We start from the raw sequence: 17,422 nt of genomic DNA, 5'->3' as shown, positions 1-17,422 counted from the left end.
TGAGTGACATGGCGAAAAACCTGATTCTCTGGTTAGTCATCGCGGTCGTGCTGATGTCAGTATTCCAGAGCTTTGGGCCCAGCGAGTCAAATGGCCGTCGGGTTGATTATTCAACCTTCCTGTCGGAAGTGAACCAGGATCAGGTCCGCGAGGCACGTATTAACGGGCGTGAAATTAACGTCATTAAAAAAGACAGCAATAAATACACGACCTACATTCCTGTCAACGATCCCAAGTTGCTTGATAACCTCTTGACCAAAAACGTCAAAGTGGTTGGCGAACCGCCGGAAGAGCCAAGCCTGTTGGCTTCCATCTTCATTTCGTGGTTCCCGATGCTGCTGCTGATCGGTGTGTGGATCTTCTTTATGCGTCAGATGCAGGGCGGCGGCGGTAAGGGCGCGATGTCCTTCGGCAAAAGCAAAGCCCGCATGCTGACGGAAGACCAGATTAAAACCACTTTCGCCGATGTAGCGGGTTGTGACGAAGCGAAAGATGAAGTGGCTGAGCTGGTGGAATATCTGCGCGAGCCGAGCCGTTTCCAGAAGCTGGGCGGTAAAATTCCAAAAGGTGTTCTGATGGTGGGGCCACCGGGTACCGGTAAAACCCTGCTGGCAAAAGCGATTGCCGGTGAAGCCAAAGTACCTTTCTTCACTATCTCCGGTTCTGACTTTGTGGAAATGTTTGTCGGTGTCGGTGCATCCCGTGTGCGCGACATGTTCGAACAGGCCAAGAAAGCCGCACCGTGCATCATCTTTATCGATGAGATTGATGCCGTGGGTCGTCAGCGTGGGGCGGGTTTAGGCGGTGGTCATGATGAACGTGAGCAGACGCTGAACCAGATGCTGGTTGAGATGGATGGTTTCGAAGGTAACGAAGGTATTATCGTTATCGCCGCAACTAACCGTCCTGACGTACTGGACCCTGCGCTGCTGCGTCCAGGCCGCTTTGACCGTCAGGTTGTGGTCGGTCTGCCAGACGTACGTGGTCGTGAGCAGATCCTGAAAGTGCATATGCGTCGTGTGCCACTGGCAACCGACATTGATGCCGCCATCATTGCACGTGGTACGCCAGGCTTCTCAGGTGCCGATCTGGCCAACCTGGTAAACGAAGCCGCGTTGTTCGCCGCTCGTTCAAACAAGCGCGTGGTGTCGATGGTTGAGTTCGAGAAAGCGAAAGACAAAATTATGATGGGTGCGGAACGTCGCTCCATGGTAATGACGGAATCGCAGAAAGAGTCAACTGCCTACCACGAAGCGGGCCACGCCATTATTGGCCGCCTGGTACCAGAGCATGATCCGGTGCATAAAGTCACGATTATTCCGCGCGGCCGTGCGCTGGGTGTAACCTTCTTCCTGCCTGAAGGCGACGCAATCAGCGCCAGCCGTCAGAAACTGGAAAGCCAGATTTCGACCCTGTACGGTGGTCGTCTGGCAGAAGAGATCATCTACGGTGCAGAACATGTTTCTACCGGTGCGTCGAACGATATTAAAGTCGCGACGAATCTGGCACGTAACATGGTGACGCAGTGGGGCTTCTCTGAAAAACTGGGTCCGTTGCTGTATGCAGAAGAAGAGGGTGAAGTATTCCTTGGACGTTCTGTCGCGAAAGCGAAACATATGTCTGATGAAACAGCCCGCATCATTGACCAGGAAGTTAAACACCTGATCGACAGCAATTACCAGCGTGCCCGCCGCATCCTGGGTGAGAACATGGACATTCTTCACGCGATGAAAGACGCGCTGATGAAGTATGAAACCATTGATGCCCCCCAGATCGACGACCTGATGGCACGCCGTGAAGTGCGTCCGCCAGCGGGCTGGGAAGATCCAGGCAGCAACTCAGACAGCAATGGTACGCCAAAAGCGCCACGTCCGGTTGATGAACCGCGTACGCCGAATCCAGGCAATACTATGTCAGAGCAGTACAACAAATAAGACGCATCACCGTCAGACAAAACCCCGGCTGGTCCGGGGTTTTTTACATCCAGATATTGATCAGCAAGGAGTTTTCACCATGAAGTTGTTTGCCCGTGATTCCCATCTCGATTTATCTTTTCCTCATGTGATGGGCATTCTGAATGTCACGCCGGACTCCTTTTCAGATGGTGGTAAACATAATGCGCTGGTCGATGCGCTGACGCATACCAATGAGATGGTGAATGCCGGCGCAACCATTATCGATGTAGGCGGCGAATCAACCCGTCCTGGCGCTGATGAGGTCAGTGTGGAGGAGGAGCTGGAGCGGGTCATTCCGGTGATCGATGCCATTGCCCAGCGTTTCGAAGTCTGGATTTCCGTGGACACCTCTAAAGCAGAGGTCATCCGCGAAGCCGCGCGAGTGGGTGCTCACATTATTAATGACGTGCGTTCGCTCTCTGAACCCGGCGCGCTGGAGGCGGCCGCGGCGACCGATCTGCCCGTCTGTCTGATGCATATGCAGGGTGAACCCCGCACCATGCAGCAGGCTCCCGCTTACGACAATATCTTAAGCGAAGTGGACACTTACTTCGCTCAGCAGATTGCGCGCTGTGAAGCGGCGGGTATCAAAAAAGAACGTCTGATACTCGACCCGGGCTTCGGTTTCGGTAAGAATCTCAGCCACAATTATGAACTGCTGGCCCATCTGGGCGATTTTCACCACTTCGGTCTGCCGCTGCTGGTGGGAATGTCCCGTAAATCAATGATTGGTCAGCTGTTAAATGTCGGCCCGTCACAGCGTTTAACCGGCAGCCTGAGTTGCGCGGTGATTGCAGCCATGCAGGGCGCGCAGATAATTCGCGTGCATGATGTGAAAGAGACGGCTGAAGCAATGCGCGTGGTCGAAGCGACCCGAAGAGCAAAAGGATAAACATGAGTAATCGCAAATATTTCGGTACAGATGGCATTCGCGGCAAAGTCGGTGAAGCCCCTATTACCCCCGATTTCGTCCTGAAGCTAGGCTGGGCCGCCGGGAAAGTGCTGGCGCGCCACGGTTCAAAGAAGATCATCATCGGAAAAGATACGCGTATCTCAGGCTACATGCTGGAATCAGCGCTGGAAGCGGGTCTCGCGGCGGCGGGGCTGACGGCGGCCTTTACCGGCCCGATGCCAACCCCTGCCATTGCCTACCTGACCCGCACCTTCCGCGCCGAGGCGGGCATTGTAATCTCTGCCTCGCACAACCCGTTTGATGACAACGGCATTAAGTTCTTCTCGTCCGAAGGGACAAAGCTGCCGGATGATGTCGAGGAAGCGATTGAGCTGGAGATGGAAAAGCCGATCACCTGCGTGGAATCAGCCCAGTTAGGCCGCGCCAGCCGCATTGTCGATGCCGCGGGACGTTACATCGAGTTCTGTAAGGGGACTTTCCCCAGCGAACTCAATCTGAATGGCCTGAAAATTGTGGTCGACTGTGCCAATGGTGCGACTTACCACATTGCGCCGAATGTCCTGCGCGAGCTGGGCGCGACCGTCATCGCAATCGGTGTCCAGCCAGACGGCATGAACATCAACAAAGAGTGCGGTGCCACCGATCTCAAACTGCTGCAGCAGCGTGTACTGGCGGAGAAGGCGGATATTGGTCTGGCCTACGATGGCGACGGCGACCGCATCATGATGATTGACCATCTGGGCGACAAAGTAGATGGCGACCAGATCCTCTATATCATTGCACGTGAAGCGCTGCGTCAGGGGCAGTTGCGCGGCGGTGTAGTGGGTACGCTGATGAGCAACATGGGCCTGGAATTAGCGCTGAAACAGCTCGGCATCCCGTTCACCCGTGCCAAAGTCGGTGACCGCTATGTGCTGGAGAAGATGCAGGAGAAGGGCTGGCGTCTTGGCGCTGAGAACTCCGGTCATGTGATCCTGCTGGATAAAACCACCACTGGTGACGGTATCGTGGCAAGTTTGCAAGTGCTCACTGCTATGGTGCGTAACCATATGAGCCTGCACGATCTCTGCAGTGGCATGAAGATGCTGCCACAGGTGCTGGTCAACGTACGCTTTGCCGGTGAGCACGATCCGCTGCAAAGCGAGGCGGTTAAAGCCGCAACGGCAGAGGCGGAAAAAGCCCTGGCGGGTCGCGGACGCGTTCTGTTGCGTAAGTCAGGCACTGAGCCACTGATTCGTGTGATGGTCGAAGGCGAAAATGAGGCGCAGGTCACCGAACTGGCTAATCGTATTGCCGATCAGGTCAAGGCGGTTTAACCGTCTTAAAGGCGGTTCTCAGAATACTGAACCGCCTGTAAAATCACCGGGATGGCGCTTTTTTCTGCAATCAGTTTGCGTAAGAGAAATTGCACTTGCAGAGATATGCGCCTTTGGTTAGTATTCACACCCGCTTCTGATGGGTGATGACGAGACGCCCCATCAATACTGGTTGAAGCTTTAACTGTACGATTATCGTGCAAGGAACAGGTTGAATATGTACGAAGCTCTTTTAGTTGTTTTCCTTATTGTAGCTATCGCCCTCGTGGGTATGATCATGCTGCAGCAAGGCAAAGGCGCTGATATGGGAGCCTCATTCGGTGCAGGCGCATCCGGTACGGTGTTTGGTTCTTCGGGTTCAGGTAATTTCATGACCCGTACGACTGGCATCTTAGCGGCACTGTTCTTCATCATCAGCCTGGTTCTGGGTAATCTGAACAGCAATAAAGCCTCGAAAGGAAGTGAGTGGGAAAATCTCTCTGCGCCGGCGCAGTCTTCTCAACAGACTGAAAAGCCAGCTCAACCGGTTACACCGGGCAGCGATATTCCTAAGTAAGGTCGTCAGCACAACGAATCGTTGTGGTCAGTGCAGTGCCGTGGTGGTGGAATTGGTAGACACGCTACCTTGAGGTGGTAGTGCCCGATTGGGCTTACGGGTTCAAGTCCCGTCCTCGGTACCAAATCGTAGTATCGCTTGCATTTTATGCAGGTCTGGCGTATTATTCGCCACGTTTTCGGACGCGGGGTGGAGCAGCCTGGTAGCTCGTCGGGCTCATAACCCGAAGGTCGTCGGTTCAAATCCGGCCCCCGCAACCACTTTCCCTTTGAGTTCTTTTTCAAATATACTGTATGCATCGACGGACGCATTCACGGCTATTTTTTGAAAGAAAATTCTTAGGATGGAGTCCGGGCCGCGTTGCGGCATACAGGGTCCAGTGATTAAAAGCCCCGAATATTCGGGGTTTTTTGTTATTAGCGAATCGTAATACTGGGCTATAGGCCCTTTTTTTATGTCTTGGGGGTGGGCTTGTCCACATTAGAGCAAAAATTGACAGAGTTGGTATCGGCTCCCGTAGAAGCGCTGGGTTACGAACTGGTTGGCATTGAATTCGTTCGTAGTCGCACATCTATCCTGCGCATCTATATTGATAGTGAAGATGGCATCAATGTCGATGATTGCGCCGATGTCAGCCACCAGGTAAGTGCGGTAATGGATGTTGAAGATCCGATTACGGTACCTTACAACCTTGAAGTCTCTTCACCGGGACTCGATCGTCCTCTGTTCACCGCAGAACACTACACCCGTTTTATGGGGGAAGAAGTGAGTCTGGTGTTGCGTATGGCCGTTCAGAACCGCCGTAAATGGCAGGGAACCATTAAGTCAGTTGATGGCGAGATGATCACGGTGCACGTTGAGGGTAGCGATGAAGTGTTCGCACTGAGTAATATTCAGAAAGCGAACCTGGTCCCCCACTTTTAAAAGTCCGGATTGAGGCTAACCAGGATGAACAAAGAGATCTTAGCTGTTGTAGAAGCCGTTTCTAACGAAAAAGCCCTGCCGCGTGAGAAAATCTTCGAAGCGCTGGAGAGCGCGCTGGCGACTGCGACCAAGAAAAAGTACGAACAGGAAATTGAAGTACGCGTCAGCATTGATCGCCGCAGTGGCGATTTCGATACTTTCCGCCGCTGGGAAATCGTAGAAGAGGTGACTCAGCCGACGCGCGAGATCACGCTGGATGCGGCCCGCTTCGAAGATGAAGCATTCAATCTGGGCGATTATGTCGAAGATCAGATTGAATCGGTCACCTTTGACCGTATCACCACCCAGACTGCGAAGCAGGTCATCGTGCAGAAAGTGCGCGAAGCTGAGCGCGCAATGGTGGTTGATCAGTTCCGTGAGCAGGAAGGCGAAATCATCACGGGCGTGGTGAAGAAAGTTAACCGCGACAACATCTCCCTCGACTTAGGCAACAATGCTGAAGCGGTCATTCTGCGCGAAGACATGCTGCCGCGTGAAAACTTCCGTCCAGGCGACCGTATTCGTGGCGTACTCTATTCTGTACGTCCGGAAGCGCGTGGCGCGCAGCTGTTTGTGACGCGTTCCAAACCGGAAATGCTGATTGAACTGTTCCGCATTGAGGTGCCAGAAATTGGCGAAGAACTGATTGAAATTAAAGCCGCTGCCCGTGATCCGGGTTCCCGCGCTAAAATTGCAGTCAAAACCAACGACAAACGTATCGATCCGGTGGGTGCCTGTGTGGGCATGCGCGGCGCGCGTGTTCAGGCAGTTTCCAGTGAACTGGGCGGCGAGCGTATCGATATCGTGCTGTGGGACGACAACCCGGCACAGTTTGTTATTAACGCCATGGCTCCGGCTGATGTGGCGTCAATCGTGGTTGATGAAGATAATCACACCATGGATATCGCCGTAGAAGCTGGCAATCTGGCTCAGGCGATCGGCCGTAACGGCCAAAACGTGCGTCTCGCTTCGCAGCTGAGTGGCTGGGAGCTGAACGTGATGACCGTCGATGATCTGCAGGCTAAGCATCAGGCTGAAGCGCATGCAGCGATCGATATGTTCACTAAACATCTCGACATCGACGAAGAGTTCGCCACCGTACTGGTGGAAGAGGGCTTCTCCTCGCTGGAAGAGCTGGCATACGTGCCAATCAACGAGCTGCTGGAAGTCGACGGCCTTGACGAAGAGACCATTGAAGCCCTGCGTGAACGAGCAAAAAATGCGTTAACCACCCTGGCACTGGCGAAAGAAGAGAGTCTTGGAAATCAGGAGCCCGCTCCGGATCTTCTGAATCTTGAAGGCCTCGATCGTGCGCTGGCGTTCCGCCTGGCGTCAAAAGGCGTTTGCACGCTGGAAGATCTCGCTGAGCAAGGTGTTGACGATCTGACGGATATTGAAGGCCTGTCTGATGAGCAAGCCGGCGCGCTGATTATGGCCGCACGTAATATCTGCTGGTTCGGCGATGACGCGTAATAACAGGAAGGAACAGCATGACAGATGTAACCGTAAAATCGCTGGCCGCAGAAATTCAGACTCCGGTCGATCGCCTGGTACAGCAATTTGCTGATGCGGGGATCCCCAAGTCTGAAAACGACGCGGTGACCCAGCAAGAGAAAGAAACCTTACTATCTCATCTGAACCGTGAACACGGTCAGGTCGGTTCAGCTAAGCTGACGCTGCAGCGTAAAACGCGCAGCACCTTGAATATTCCAGGCACCGGGGGTAAAAGTAAGTCGGTGCAAATTGAAGTCCGCAAAAAGCGTACCTATGTGAAGGGTGATGCAGAGGCTGAGCAAGCTCAGGCAGAAGCTGAAGCCGAGGCGCAGCGTGAAGCGGAAGAGCAGGCGCAACGCGAGGCTGAAGAGAAAGCCCGTCGCGAAGCTGAACAGAAAGCGCAACGTGAAGCCGAAGATAAAGCCAGGCGCGAAGCCGCTGAGAAGGCCAAACGTGCAGCAGCGGAAAATGACAAAGTGACAAATCAACCTACCGACGAAGTGACCAGGGCTGCGCAGTCTGACAAAGCCCGTCGCGAAGCTGAAGCAGCTGAACTGAAGCGTAAAGCGGAAGAAGAAGCTCGCCGTAAGCTCGAAGAGGCGGCCCGCCTCGTAGCCGAAGAAGCCCGCCGTCTGGCTGAAGAGAAATCAGCTGAGTGGGAAAAACCGGAAGAAGAGGATAAAGGCGACTATCACGTCACCACTTCGACACACGCCCGTCAGGCAGAAGACGAAAACGACCGCCAGGTTGAAGCAGGCCGTGCGCGTGCGCGTACGACTGCTAAAGCTGCGCGTCCTGCGAAAAAAGGCAACAAACATTCCGAAGCTAAAACTGACCGTGAAGAAGCGCGTGCGCAGGTTCGTGGCGGTAAAGGCGGTAAGCATCGCAAACCTAGCGCACTGCAGCAGGGTTTCAACAAGCCAGCGCAGGCTGTTAACCGCGATGTTGTGATTGGCGAAACCATTACCGTAGCCGAACTGGCGAACAAAATGGCGGTGAAAGGTTCACTGGTCATCAAAGCGATGATGAAGATGGGCGCTATGGCGACTATCAACCAGGTCATCGATCAGGAAACTGCACAGCTCGTAGCCGAAGAGATGGGCCACAAAGTGACCCTGCGTCGTGAGAACGAGCTGGAAGAAGCGGTAATGGACGATCGCGATACCGATGCGGCACAGGAGTCTCGTGCGCCGGTTGTGACCATCATGGGCCACGTCGACCACGGTAAAACCTCTCTGCTGGACTATATCCGCTCCACTAAAATCGCCTCTGGCGAAGCGGGCGGTATTACACAGCACATCGGTGCTTACCACGTCGAAACCGACAACGGTATGGTCACCTTCCTGGATACCCCGGGCCACGCCGCGTTTACCGCAATGCGTGCACGTGGTGCACAGGCGACAGATATCGTTATCCTGGTCGTTGCCGCAGACGATGGCGTGATGCCGCAGACTATCGAAGCTATTCAGCACGCCAAAGCCGCTAAAGTGCCGGTTGTGGTTGCGGTGAACAAGTGCGATAAGCCAGAAGCGGATCCGGATCGCGTTAAAAACGAACTCACCCAGTACGGAATCATTCCGGAAGAGTGGGGCGGCGAAAACATGTTCGTTAATGTCTCTGCGAAAGCGGGTACCGGCATTGATGACCTGCTTAACGCTATCCTGCTGCAGGCGGAAGTCCTGGAGCTGACAGCTATCCGTGCCGGTATGGCGAGCGGTGTGGTTATCGAATCGTTCCTCGACAAAGGTCGTGGTCCGGTTGCAACCGTGCTGGTGCGTGAAGGTACGCTGAACAAAGGCGACATCGTCCTGTGTGGCTTCGAATATGGCCGTGTTCGTGCAATGCGCGATGAACTGGGTCGTGAGGTCATGGAAGCGGGTCCGTCTATTCCGGTTGAGATTCTGGGTCTGTCCGGCGTGCCGGCTGCGGGTGATGAAGCGACCGTGGTACGTGACGAGAAGAAAGCACGTGAAGTGGCGCTTTATCGTCAGGGCAAATTCCGCGAAGTTAAACTGGCTCGCCAGCAGAAATCTAAGCTTGAGAACATGTTTGCTAACATGACTGAAGGCGAAGTGTCTGAACTGAACATCGTTCTGAAAGCTGACGTTCAGGGTTCTGTGGAAGCCATCTCTGATTCCCTGCAGAAACTCTCCACCGACGAAGTGAAGGTGAAGATTGTGGGTTCAGGCGTAGGCGGGATTACCGAGACCGATGCAACCCTGGCGGCGGCTTCTAACGCCATTATCCTGGGCTTCAACGTGCGTGCCGATGCCTCTGCGCGTCGCGTCATTGACGCAGAAAGCCTGGATCTGCGCTACTACTCAGTCATCTATAACCTGATTGACGAAGTTAAAGCAGCGATGAGCGGCATGCTGGCACCAGAGTACAAACAGCAGATTATTGGTCTGGCTGCAGTGCGCGATGTGTTCAAATCACCGAAGTTTGGCGCGATTGCCGGTTGTATGGTGACCGAAGGTAACATCAAACGTCACAATCCAATCCGTGTCCTGCGTGACAACGTGGTGATTTACGAAGGCGAGCTGGAATCTCTGCGTCGCTTTAAAGATGACGTCAACGAAGTGCGTAACGGCATGGAGTGCGGTATCGGCGTGAAGAACTACAACGACGTTCGCGTTGGCGACATGATCGAAGTGTTTGAAATCATCGAAATTAAACGCACCATCGAGTAATAGACTGCTGATGTGTTGCAATTTGGGAGGCCTCTGGCCTCCCGAATTATTTGGGAGAAATAATGATGGCGAAAGAATTTGGTCGCCCGCAGCGCGTGTCACAAGAGCTGCAAAAAGAGATTGCGATGATCCTGCAGCGTGAGATTAAAGATCCACGCCTTGGCATGATGGTCACCGTATCCGGCGTTGAAGTGTCACGCGATCTTGCTTACGCAAAAGTGTTCGTGACGTTCCTCAACGACAAAGATGAAGATGCGATTAAGCATGGCCTGAAAGCGCTGAAAGAAGCGTCAGGTTACATTCGCATTCTGCTCGGCAAAGCGATGCGCCTGCGTATCGTGCCTGAGCTGACGTTCTTCTACGATAACTCGTTAGTTGAAGGGATGCGCATGTCTAACCTCGTTACCAGCGTCGTGAAGAACGATGCAGAGCGCCGTGGTCCGGATGCCACCGGCGATGACGAGGAGGCGTAATGAGTCGTCCGCGTCGTCGCGGTCGCGACGTCCATGGCGTGTTGTTGCTGGATAAGCCACAAGGCGTTTCGTCGAATGATGTCCTGCAGAAAGTGAAGCGTATCTTTAACGCCAATCGCGCAGGCCATACCGGCGCGCTTGACCCGCTGGCAACCGGCATGCTGCCGATCTGCCTGGGTGAAGCGACCAAGTTTTCACAGTATCTGCTCGATTCCGATAAACGCTATCGTGTGATTGCCCGACTGGGCGAGCGCACTGACACGTCAGATGCCGATGGCAACATCGTGCAGACGCGTCCGGTCAGCTTCAGTCAGGCCGATCTGGATAGCGTCCTTGAGAGCTTTCGCGGCGACACGCTGCAGGTGCCATCAATGTTTTCGGCGCTGAAGCATCAGGGTCGTCCGCTGTATGAATATGCGCGTCAGGGCATTGTGATTGAGCGTGAACCGCGCCCGATCACAGTCTATGAGCTGCAGTTTATTCGCTGGCAGGATAATGAGCTGGAGCTGGAAATCCACTGCTCCAAAGGCACCTATATCCGTACCATCATCGATGATCTGGGTGAAAAGCTGGGATGCGGTGCACATGTGATCATGCTGCGACGTGTACAGGTTGCCCGTTATCCGTATGAACGGATGGTGACGCTGGAACAGCTCAACACGCTGCTGGCGGAAGCCACAGAAGCGGGTATTTCACTGGAAACGCAGCTCGATCCGCTGTTGTTACCGATGGACAGCCCCGCCTCTGATTTCCCTGAAGTGAATATCCCGCCCGCCGTGGCAGATTTTTTCCGCCAGGGACAGCCGGTGCAGGCCAGCAATGCGCCTGCGCATGGGCTGGTCAGGGTATCGGAAGGCGAAGCGCGTAAGTTTATCGGTATGGCAGAAATTGCCGATGATGGCCGTCTTGCGCCACGTCGTTTAGTGGTTGAGTATCAGGATTAAGCCAGGCATTTACTTTTCGCTGATGGGGCATTTGCGTTGCTATCAGGCGCAGAGTAGAATAGCGCGGCTTTAAAGCGGGATGCTGAATTAGAGATCGGCACCCATACATTCATTTATTACTGGAGTTTATTATGTCTCTAAGCGTAGAAGCTAAAGCAGAGATCGTTGCTAAATATGGCCGTGGTGCTAACGACAGCGGTTCAACTGAAGTTCAGGTTGCCCTGTTGACCGCGCAGATTACCCATCTGCAGGGTCACTTCTCTGAGCACAAAAAAGACCATCACAGCCGCCGCGGTCTGCTGCGCATGGTATCTCAGCGTCGTAAGCTGCTGGACTACCTGAAGCGTAAAGACGTTGCACGCTACAGCAGCCTGATCGAAAGTCTCGGTCTGCGTCGCTAAGTCTGAAGAATCTGATCGTCGGGGCATTATGCGGGCTTTTGCACTGTGTGCAGCTTACGATCAGATTTGTGCGAGTTTCGTGAAGAGGGGGCCTTTATGGCCCCTTTTTTCGAGCAATCGGCAGCAATCCGGTCCAAACTGATGTATTGTTGCTTAGTGTGATCTTTAGTTTGCAGAATTTCGCGCGGCTAATGAGAGGCTTTACCGCAGGGGCGGTCGAGGGTTGTCATTAGTCGCGAGGATGCAGCTGAAGATTGGTAATCAATGGCAGGCTACAGATAGCCATGCCCCGAAGTTAAGGACTTTGATTTTGCTGAATCCGATCGTACGCAAATTCCAATATGGTCAACATACCGTCACGCTGGAAACCGGCATGATGGCTCGCCAGGCGACAGCCGCTGTGATGGTGAGCATGGACGATACTGCAGTGTTCGTCACTGTCGTAGGTCAGAAAAAATCTAAACCAGGTCAGGACTTCTTCCCACTGACCGTGAACTATCAGGAGCGTACCTACGCTGCTGGTCGTATCCCAGGCAGCTTCTTCCGTCGTGAAGGCCGTCCAAGCGAAGGCGAAACCCTGATTGCGCGTCTGATTGACCGCCCGATTCGCCCCCTGTTCCCGGAAGGTTTTGTTAACGAAGTTCAGGTTATTGCCACCGTGGTGTCTGTAAACCCACAGGTTCACCCTGACATTGTTGCCATGATCGGTGCCTCTGCGGCCCTGTCACTCTCAGGTCTGCCGTTCAATGGCCCGATTGGCTCTGCACGCGTAGGTTACATCAACGATCAGTATGTTCTGAACCCAACTGCAGATGAGCTGAAACAGTCTCGTCTGGATCTGGTCGTTGCCGGTACGCAGAATGCCGTACTGATGGTTGAATCTGAAGCTGAGATCCTGTCAGAAGAGCAGATGCTGGGAGCCGTGGTCTTTGGCCACGATCAACAGCAGATCGTTATCGAAAATATCAATGCGCTGGTTGCTGAAGCCGGTAAACCACGCTGGGACTGGCAGCCTGAAGCGGCTAATACCCCGCTGATTTCTCGCGTTGCTGCTCTGGCAGAAGCGCGCATCAGCGATGCTTACCGCATCACTGACAAGCAGGAGCGTTACACACAGGTTGGCGTCATCAAAGACGAAACTATCGCTACGCTGCTGGCTGAAGATGAAACACTGGATAGCGCCGAAATTGGCGATATCGTACATAGTCTTGAGAAGAACGTCGTTCGTACCCGCATCCTGAATGGCGAGCCACGCATCGATGGTCGTGAAAAAGATATGATCCGCGGTCTGGATGTCCGTACCGGCGTGTTGCCACGTACTCACGGTTCATCACTGTTCACCCGTGGTGAGACGCAGGCACTGGTTACGGCAACGCTGGGTACTACCCGCGATGCACAGAATCTGGATGAGCTGATGGGCGAACGTACCGACAGCTTCCTGTTCCATTACAACTTCCCTCCATACTCTGTCGGTGAAACCGGCATGGTCGGTTCGCCGAAGCGTCGTGAGATTGGTCACGGTCGTCTGGCGAAGCGTGGTGTGTTAGCGGTAATGCCTAAAGCGGAAGATTTCCCTTACACCGTGCGTGTGGTGTCTGAAATCACCGAATCTAACGGCTCTTCTTCGATGGCCTCTGTCTGTGGTGCCTCGCTGGCCCTGATGGATGCAGGTGTGCCAATCAAAGCCGCCGTTGCCGGTATCGCAATGGGTCTGGTGAAAGAAGATGAGAAGTTTGTGGTTCTGTCTGACATCCTGGGCGACGAAGATCACCTGGGCGACATGGACTTCAAGGTAGCCGGTAGCCGTGAAGGTATCACCGCGCTGCAGATGGACATCAAAATCGAAGGCATCACGCGTGAAATCATGCAGGAAGCCCTGAACCAGGCCAAGGGTGCGCGTCTGCACATTCTGGGCGTTATGGAACAGGCTATCAGCACCCCGCGTACCGAGATTTCTGAATTTGCTCCACGCATCTACACCATCAAAATCAGCTCTGACAAGATCAAAGATGTGATCGGTAAAGGCGGCTCAGTGATTCGTGCACTGACCGAAGAGACCGGCACGACGATTGAAATCGAAGATGACGGCACCGTGAAAATCGCTGCGACGGATGGTCTGAAAGCGAAAGAAGCCATTCGTCGTATCGAAGAGATCACTGCAGAAATCGAAGTGGGCCGCATTTACAGTGGTAAAGTGACCCGTATCGTTGACTTCGGTGCCTTTGTTGCTATCGGCGGCGGTAAAGAAGGTCTGGTTCACATTTCACAAATCGCTGATAAGCGCGTTGAGAAAGTGACTGACTACCTGCAGATGGGTCAGGAAGTGCCGGTTAAGGTGATGGAAGTTGATCGCCAGGGCCGCGTACGTCTGAGCATCAAAGAAGCGACAGAATCTAAGCCGCAGACTGAAGAAGCTGCAGCGGTGACCACGCCTGACGCTGAATAAGTCATTGCTGATTTGCCCCTCTTTGCCTGGCAGAGAGGGGCGTTTGTATCATCGCGAGGGCGGGAATCCTTGTGCACAGCAGGCGGATGACAGGATAGTTATCCCAATGTTTGTATTCGGGAGTGGGAAATGAAGCCTTTTCTGCGCTGGTGTTTTGTTGCGACAGCTTTGACGCTGGCAGGATGCAGCAACTCCAATTGGCGTAAGAACGAAGTTCTTGCAGTGCCTCTACAGCCCACACTGCAGCAGGAAGTGATACTGGCGCGCATGGAACAAATTCTTGCCAGTCGCGCTCTCACCGATGATGAACGCGCACAGCTGTTATATGAGCGCGGAGTGTTGTATGATAGTTTAGGTCTGCGGGCATTAGCGCGGAACGATTTTTCGCAAGCGCTGTCTATAAGACCAGATATGCCCGAAGTGTTTAACTACTTAGGCATATATTTAACGCAGGCGGGCAACTTTGATGCCGCCTATGAAGCGTTTGATTCTGTACTTGAGCTTGATCCAACTTACAACTATGCGCATTTAAACCGTGGTATCGCCCTCTATTACGGCGGTCGATACAAGTTAGCGCAAGATGATCTGCTGGCGTTTTATCAAGACGATCCTAACGATCCTTTCCGCAGTCTGTGGCTCTATCTCGTTGAACGCGAGATGGATGTCGACAAGGCAAAAGTTGCGCTTCAACAGCGTCACGACAAAGCGGTCAGAGACCAATGGGGATGGAATATTGTCGAGTTCTACCTTGGAGATATCAACGAGAAAACGTTGATGGAAAGTCTCAGGGCGGACGCAACGGATAACACCTCGCTCGCTGAACATCTCAGTGAAACCAACTTCTATTTAGGTAAGTACTACCTAAGTCTGGGGGAGAAGGACGACGCGAAAGCGTTGTTCAAACTGGCGGTGGCCAACAACGTTAACAACTTTGTTGAACACCGATACGCATTGTTGGAACTGGCGCAACTCGGCCAGGCACAAGACGATTTATCAGAATCTGACCAGCAATAGCTGACGAACTTAATTTGCCTGTAAAACCTGTTAAGTCATCATCTTAAGGGATGAAGGCTTTTCTGTTCGTCAAAACTTCTAATTTGAGCCGGTTCACACTTTTTGATGAAAATGACTGAAAGTTTTCACGACGAGTTATGTAGACTGGCCGCCGCAATCTAAGAGGCACGTGTACTACATGACTGATATTCAAACCACTTTTGCTGACCTTGGCCTGAACGCCGACATCCTTGAATCACTGAATGGCATGGGCTACGTAAAGCCATCCCCAATCCAGGCTGAGTGTATTCCTCACCTGCTGGCGGGCCGTGACGTGTTAGGCATGGCGCAGACCGGGAGTGGTAAAACTGCGGCGTTCTCACTGCCGCTGTTAAACAACATTGACCCGACTGTTAAAGCACCTCAGATCCTGGTGCTGGCACCGACCCGCGAACTGGCGGTACAGGTTGCTGAAGCAGTCACTGAATTCTCTAAACATATGCGCGGCCTGAACGTGGTTGCCCTTTACGGCGGCCAGCGTTATGACGTGCAGCTGCGTGCTCTGCGTCAGGGACCACAGGTTGTTGTGGGTACGCCTGGTCGTCTGCTTGACCACCTGAAACGCGGCACGTTAGACCTTTCTAACCTGCGCGGTCTGGTGCTGGACGAAGCAGATGAAATGCTGCGTATGGGCTTCATCGAAGACGTTGAAACCATCATGGCTCAGATCCCAGCTGGTCATCAGACTGCGCTGTTCTCTGCAACCATGCCGGAAGCGATTCGTCGTATTACTAAACGCTTCATGAAAGATCCACAGGAAGTGCGTATTCAGTCAAGCATGACGACGCGTCCTGACATCAGCCAGAGCTACTGGACCGCTTACGGTCGTAAAACAGACGCATTGGTTCGCTTCCTGGAAGCAGAAGACTTTGATGCTGCCATCATCTTCGTGCGTACCAAAAACGCAACGCTGGAAGTGGCAGAAGCGCTGGAGCGTAGTGGCTACAACAGCGCCGCGTTGAACGGTGATATGAACCAGGCACTGCGTGAGCAGACGCTGGAGCGCCTGAAAGATGGTCGTCTGGACATCCTGATTGCCACCGACGTGGCGGCCCGTGGTCTGGACGTTGAGCGTATCAGCCTGGTTGTGAACTATGACATCCCGATGGATGCAGAATCTTACGTTCACCGTATTGGTCGTACCGGTCGTGCAGGTCGTGCTGGCCGTGCGCTGCTGTTCGTTGAGAACCGCGAGCGTCGTCTGCTGCGCAATATCGAACGTACGATGAAGCTGACTATCCCTGAAGTCGAACTGCCTAACGCAGAACTGCTGGGTGAGCGTCGTCTGGCTAAGTTTGCTGCTAAAGTTCAGCAGCAGCTGGAAAGCAGCGATCTGGATCAGTACCGTGCTCTGCTGACTAAAATGCAGCCGGAAGATGAACTGGATCTGGAAACACTGGCAGCCGCACTGCTGAAAATGGCACAGGGTGAACGTCCTCTGATTCTGCCACCAGAAGCACCGCGTCCGGCACGTCGCGAATATCGCGATCGTGACGATCGTGATGGCCGTCGTGACAGCCGTGAAGCGCGTGGCGATCGTGGTCCACGTGAAAGCCGTGATGGCGATCGTCCACGTCGTGAACGTCGTGATGTTGGCGAAATGCAGCTGTACCGCATCGAAGTGGGCCGTGATGATGGTGTTGAAGTTCGTCACATCGTTGGCGCTATCGCTAACGAAGGCGACATCAGCAGCCGTTACATCGGTAATATCAAGCTGTTCGGTAACCACTCGACTATCGAGCTGCCGAAAGGCATGCCAGGCGATGTGCTGCAGCACTTTACCCGTACACGTATTCTGAACAAACCGATGAATATGCAGCTACTGGGTGATGCACAGCCAAACGAAGGCCGTGGCGATCGTCGTCCAGCGGGCGGTGAGCGTCGTAGCGGTCCTGGCGCAGCCAACCGTGAAGGTGGTCGTCGCTTCTCTTCAGAGCGTCGTGAAGGTGGTCGTGAAGGCGGCGGACGCAGCTTTAACCGTGAAGGCAGCCGTGGTCCACGTCGTGAAGATGGCGCAGCCGCTCCACGTCGCCGTGATGCATAACGATTTAGTGTCTGACTAGTCCTGGCATAGGTTGACACGTTATGCCGTTAAAACGCCTGATGCACTGCATCAGGCGTTTTGTATTTCAGCGACAGATGTGGCCGCTGACTGTTATAGATTTCTACTGACTCTGCCACCATCCTCCCTGCCTGAGCAACATCTTCCGGCCGGGTT

The 17,422-nt window shown here is 53.7% G+C and carries 15 protein-coding genes and 2 tRNA genes; 16 read left to right on the top strand and 1 reads right to left on the bottom strand.

Features of this window, described 5'->3' with window-relative positions:
* Window positions 1–8: 8 nt before the first annotated feature.
* The 16 genes from ftsH to F3I44_RS12085 all read left to right on the top strand — a co-directional run bounded on the left by ftsH (window position 9) and on the right by F3I44_RS12085 (window position 17,248).
* Window positions 9–1,934: an ATP-dependent zinc metalloprotease FtsH gene (gene ftsH / locus F3I44_RS12160; protein ID WP_150011803.1), complete on the top strand. Its 1,926-nt coding sequence runs from the start codon at window positions 9–11 to the stop codon at window positions 1,932–1,934.
* Between the two features lie 79 nt (window positions 1,935–2,013).
* On the top strand, window positions 2,014–2,847 hold the full coding sequence (gene folP / locus F3I44_RS12155) for a dihydropteroate synthase (RefSeq protein WP_009092417.1): 834 nt from the start codon (window positions 2,014–2,016) through the stop codon (window positions 2,845–2,847).
* A 2-nt stretch (window positions 2,848–2,849) separates the two neighbouring features.
* On the top strand, window positions 2,850–4,184 hold the full coding sequence (gene glmM / locus F3I44_RS12150) for a phosphoglucosamine mutase (RefSeq protein ID WP_150011801.1): 1,335 nt from the start codon (window positions 2,850–2,852) through the stop codon (window positions 4,182–4,184).
* Between the two features lie 217 nt (window positions 4,185–4,401).
* Window positions 4,402–4,740 (top strand): preprotein translocase subunit SecG, encoded by a 339-nt coding sequence (secG, locus tag F3I44_RS12145; protein WP_003851074.1) that lies wholly within the window; start codon window positions 4,402–4,404, stop codon window positions 4,738–4,740.
* A gap of 37 nt (window positions 4,741–4,777) precedes the next feature.
* Window positions 4,778–4,864: transfer RNA gene (locus tag F3I44_RS12140), tRNA-Leu, on the top strand.
* Window positions 4,865–4,923: 59 nt separating this feature from the next.
* Window positions 4,924–5,000 (top strand) — tRNA-Met (locus F3I44_RS12135).
* A gap of 211 nt (window positions 5,001–5,211) precedes the next feature.
* On the top strand, window positions 5,212–5,664 hold the full coding sequence (rimP, locus tag F3I44_RS12130; protein WP_010251795.1) for a ribosome maturation factor RimP: 453 nt from the start codon (window positions 5,212–5,214) through the stop codon (window positions 5,662–5,664).
* Window positions 5,665–5,688: 24 nt separating this feature from the next.
* Complete coding sequence (gene nusA / locus F3I44_RS12125; protein WP_150011799.1) at window positions 5,689–7,176, top strand: transcription termination factor NusA; 1,488 nt, start codon at window positions 5,689–5,691, stop codon at window positions 7,174–7,176.
* 17 nt (window positions 7,177–7,193) lie between these two features.
* Complete coding sequence (gene infB / locus F3I44_RS12120) at window positions 7,194–9,887, top strand: translation initiation factor IF-2 (protein ID WP_150011797.1); 2,694 nt, start codon at window positions 7,194–7,196, stop codon at window positions 9,885–9,887.
* Window positions 9,888–9,952: 65 nt separating this feature from the next.
* Window positions 9,953–10,360 (top strand): 30S ribosome-binding factor RbfA, encoded by a 408-nt coding sequence (rbfA, locus tag F3I44_RS12115; protein ID WP_033731320.1) that lies wholly within the window; start codon window positions 9,953–9,955, stop codon window positions 10,358–10,360.
* Entirely contained in the window at window positions 10,360–11,304 is a 945-nt protein-coding gene (gene truB, locus F3I44_RS12110; protein WP_150011795.1) for a tRNA pseudouridine(55) synthase TruB, read from the top strand. The genes rbfA and truB overlap by 1 nt, the downstream gene beginning before the upstream one ends.
* Window positions 11,305–11,435: 131 nt before the next feature.
* Complete coding sequence (gene rpsO, locus F3I44_RS12105) at window positions 11,436–11,705, top strand: 30S ribosomal protein S15 (protein ID WP_003851063.1); 270 nt, start codon at window positions 11,436–11,438, stop codon at window positions 11,703–11,705.
* Window positions 11,706–12,015: 310 nt separating this feature from the next.
* Complete coding sequence (gene pnp / locus F3I44_RS12100) at window positions 12,016–14,151, top strand: polyribonucleotide nucleotidyltransferase (RefSeq protein ID WP_150011793.1); 2,136 nt, start codon at window positions 12,016–12,018, stop codon at window positions 14,149–14,151.
* A 129-nt stretch (window positions 14,152–14,280) separates the two neighbouring features.
* Entirely contained in the window at window positions 14,281–15,165 is an 885-nt protein-coding gene (gene nlpI, locus F3I44_RS12095; protein WP_150011791.1) for a lipoprotein NlpI, read from the top strand.
* A gap of 105 nt (window positions 15,166–15,270) precedes the next feature.
* The gene (gene yrbN / locus F3I44_RS24265) at window positions 15,271–15,327 is read left to right on the top strand and encodes a protein YrbN (protein WP_098053093.1); all 57 of its coding nucleotides are present in this window, start codon (window positions 15,271–15,273) and stop codon (window positions 15,325–15,327) included.
* Between the two features lie 16 nt (window positions 15,328–15,343).
* Window positions 15,344–17,248: a DEAD/DEAH family ATP-dependent RNA helicase gene (locus F3I44_RS12085; RefSeq protein WP_150011789.1), complete on the top strand. Its 1,905-nt coding sequence runs from the start codon at window positions 15,344–15,346 to the stop codon at window positions 17,246–17,248.
* Window positions 17,249–17,295: 47 nt separating this feature from the next.
* Here F3I44_RS12085 and F3I44_RS12080 read toward each other — a convergent pair.
* Window positions 17,296–17,422: integrase core domain-containing protein (locus tag F3I44_RS12080; RefSeq protein ID WP_150019289.1), on the bottom strand; the 127-nt coding region annotated here is incomplete at its 5' end.

Source organism: Pantoea sp. F_5, from assembly GCF_008631595.1.
Taxonomy (GTDB): Bacteria; Pseudomonadota; Gammaproteobacteria; order Enterobacterales; family Enterobacteriaceae; genus Pantoea; species Pantoea gossypiicola.
Note: the sequence above shows the minus strand (reverse complement) of the source record. Positions and strands in the feature narration are given on the sequence as shown.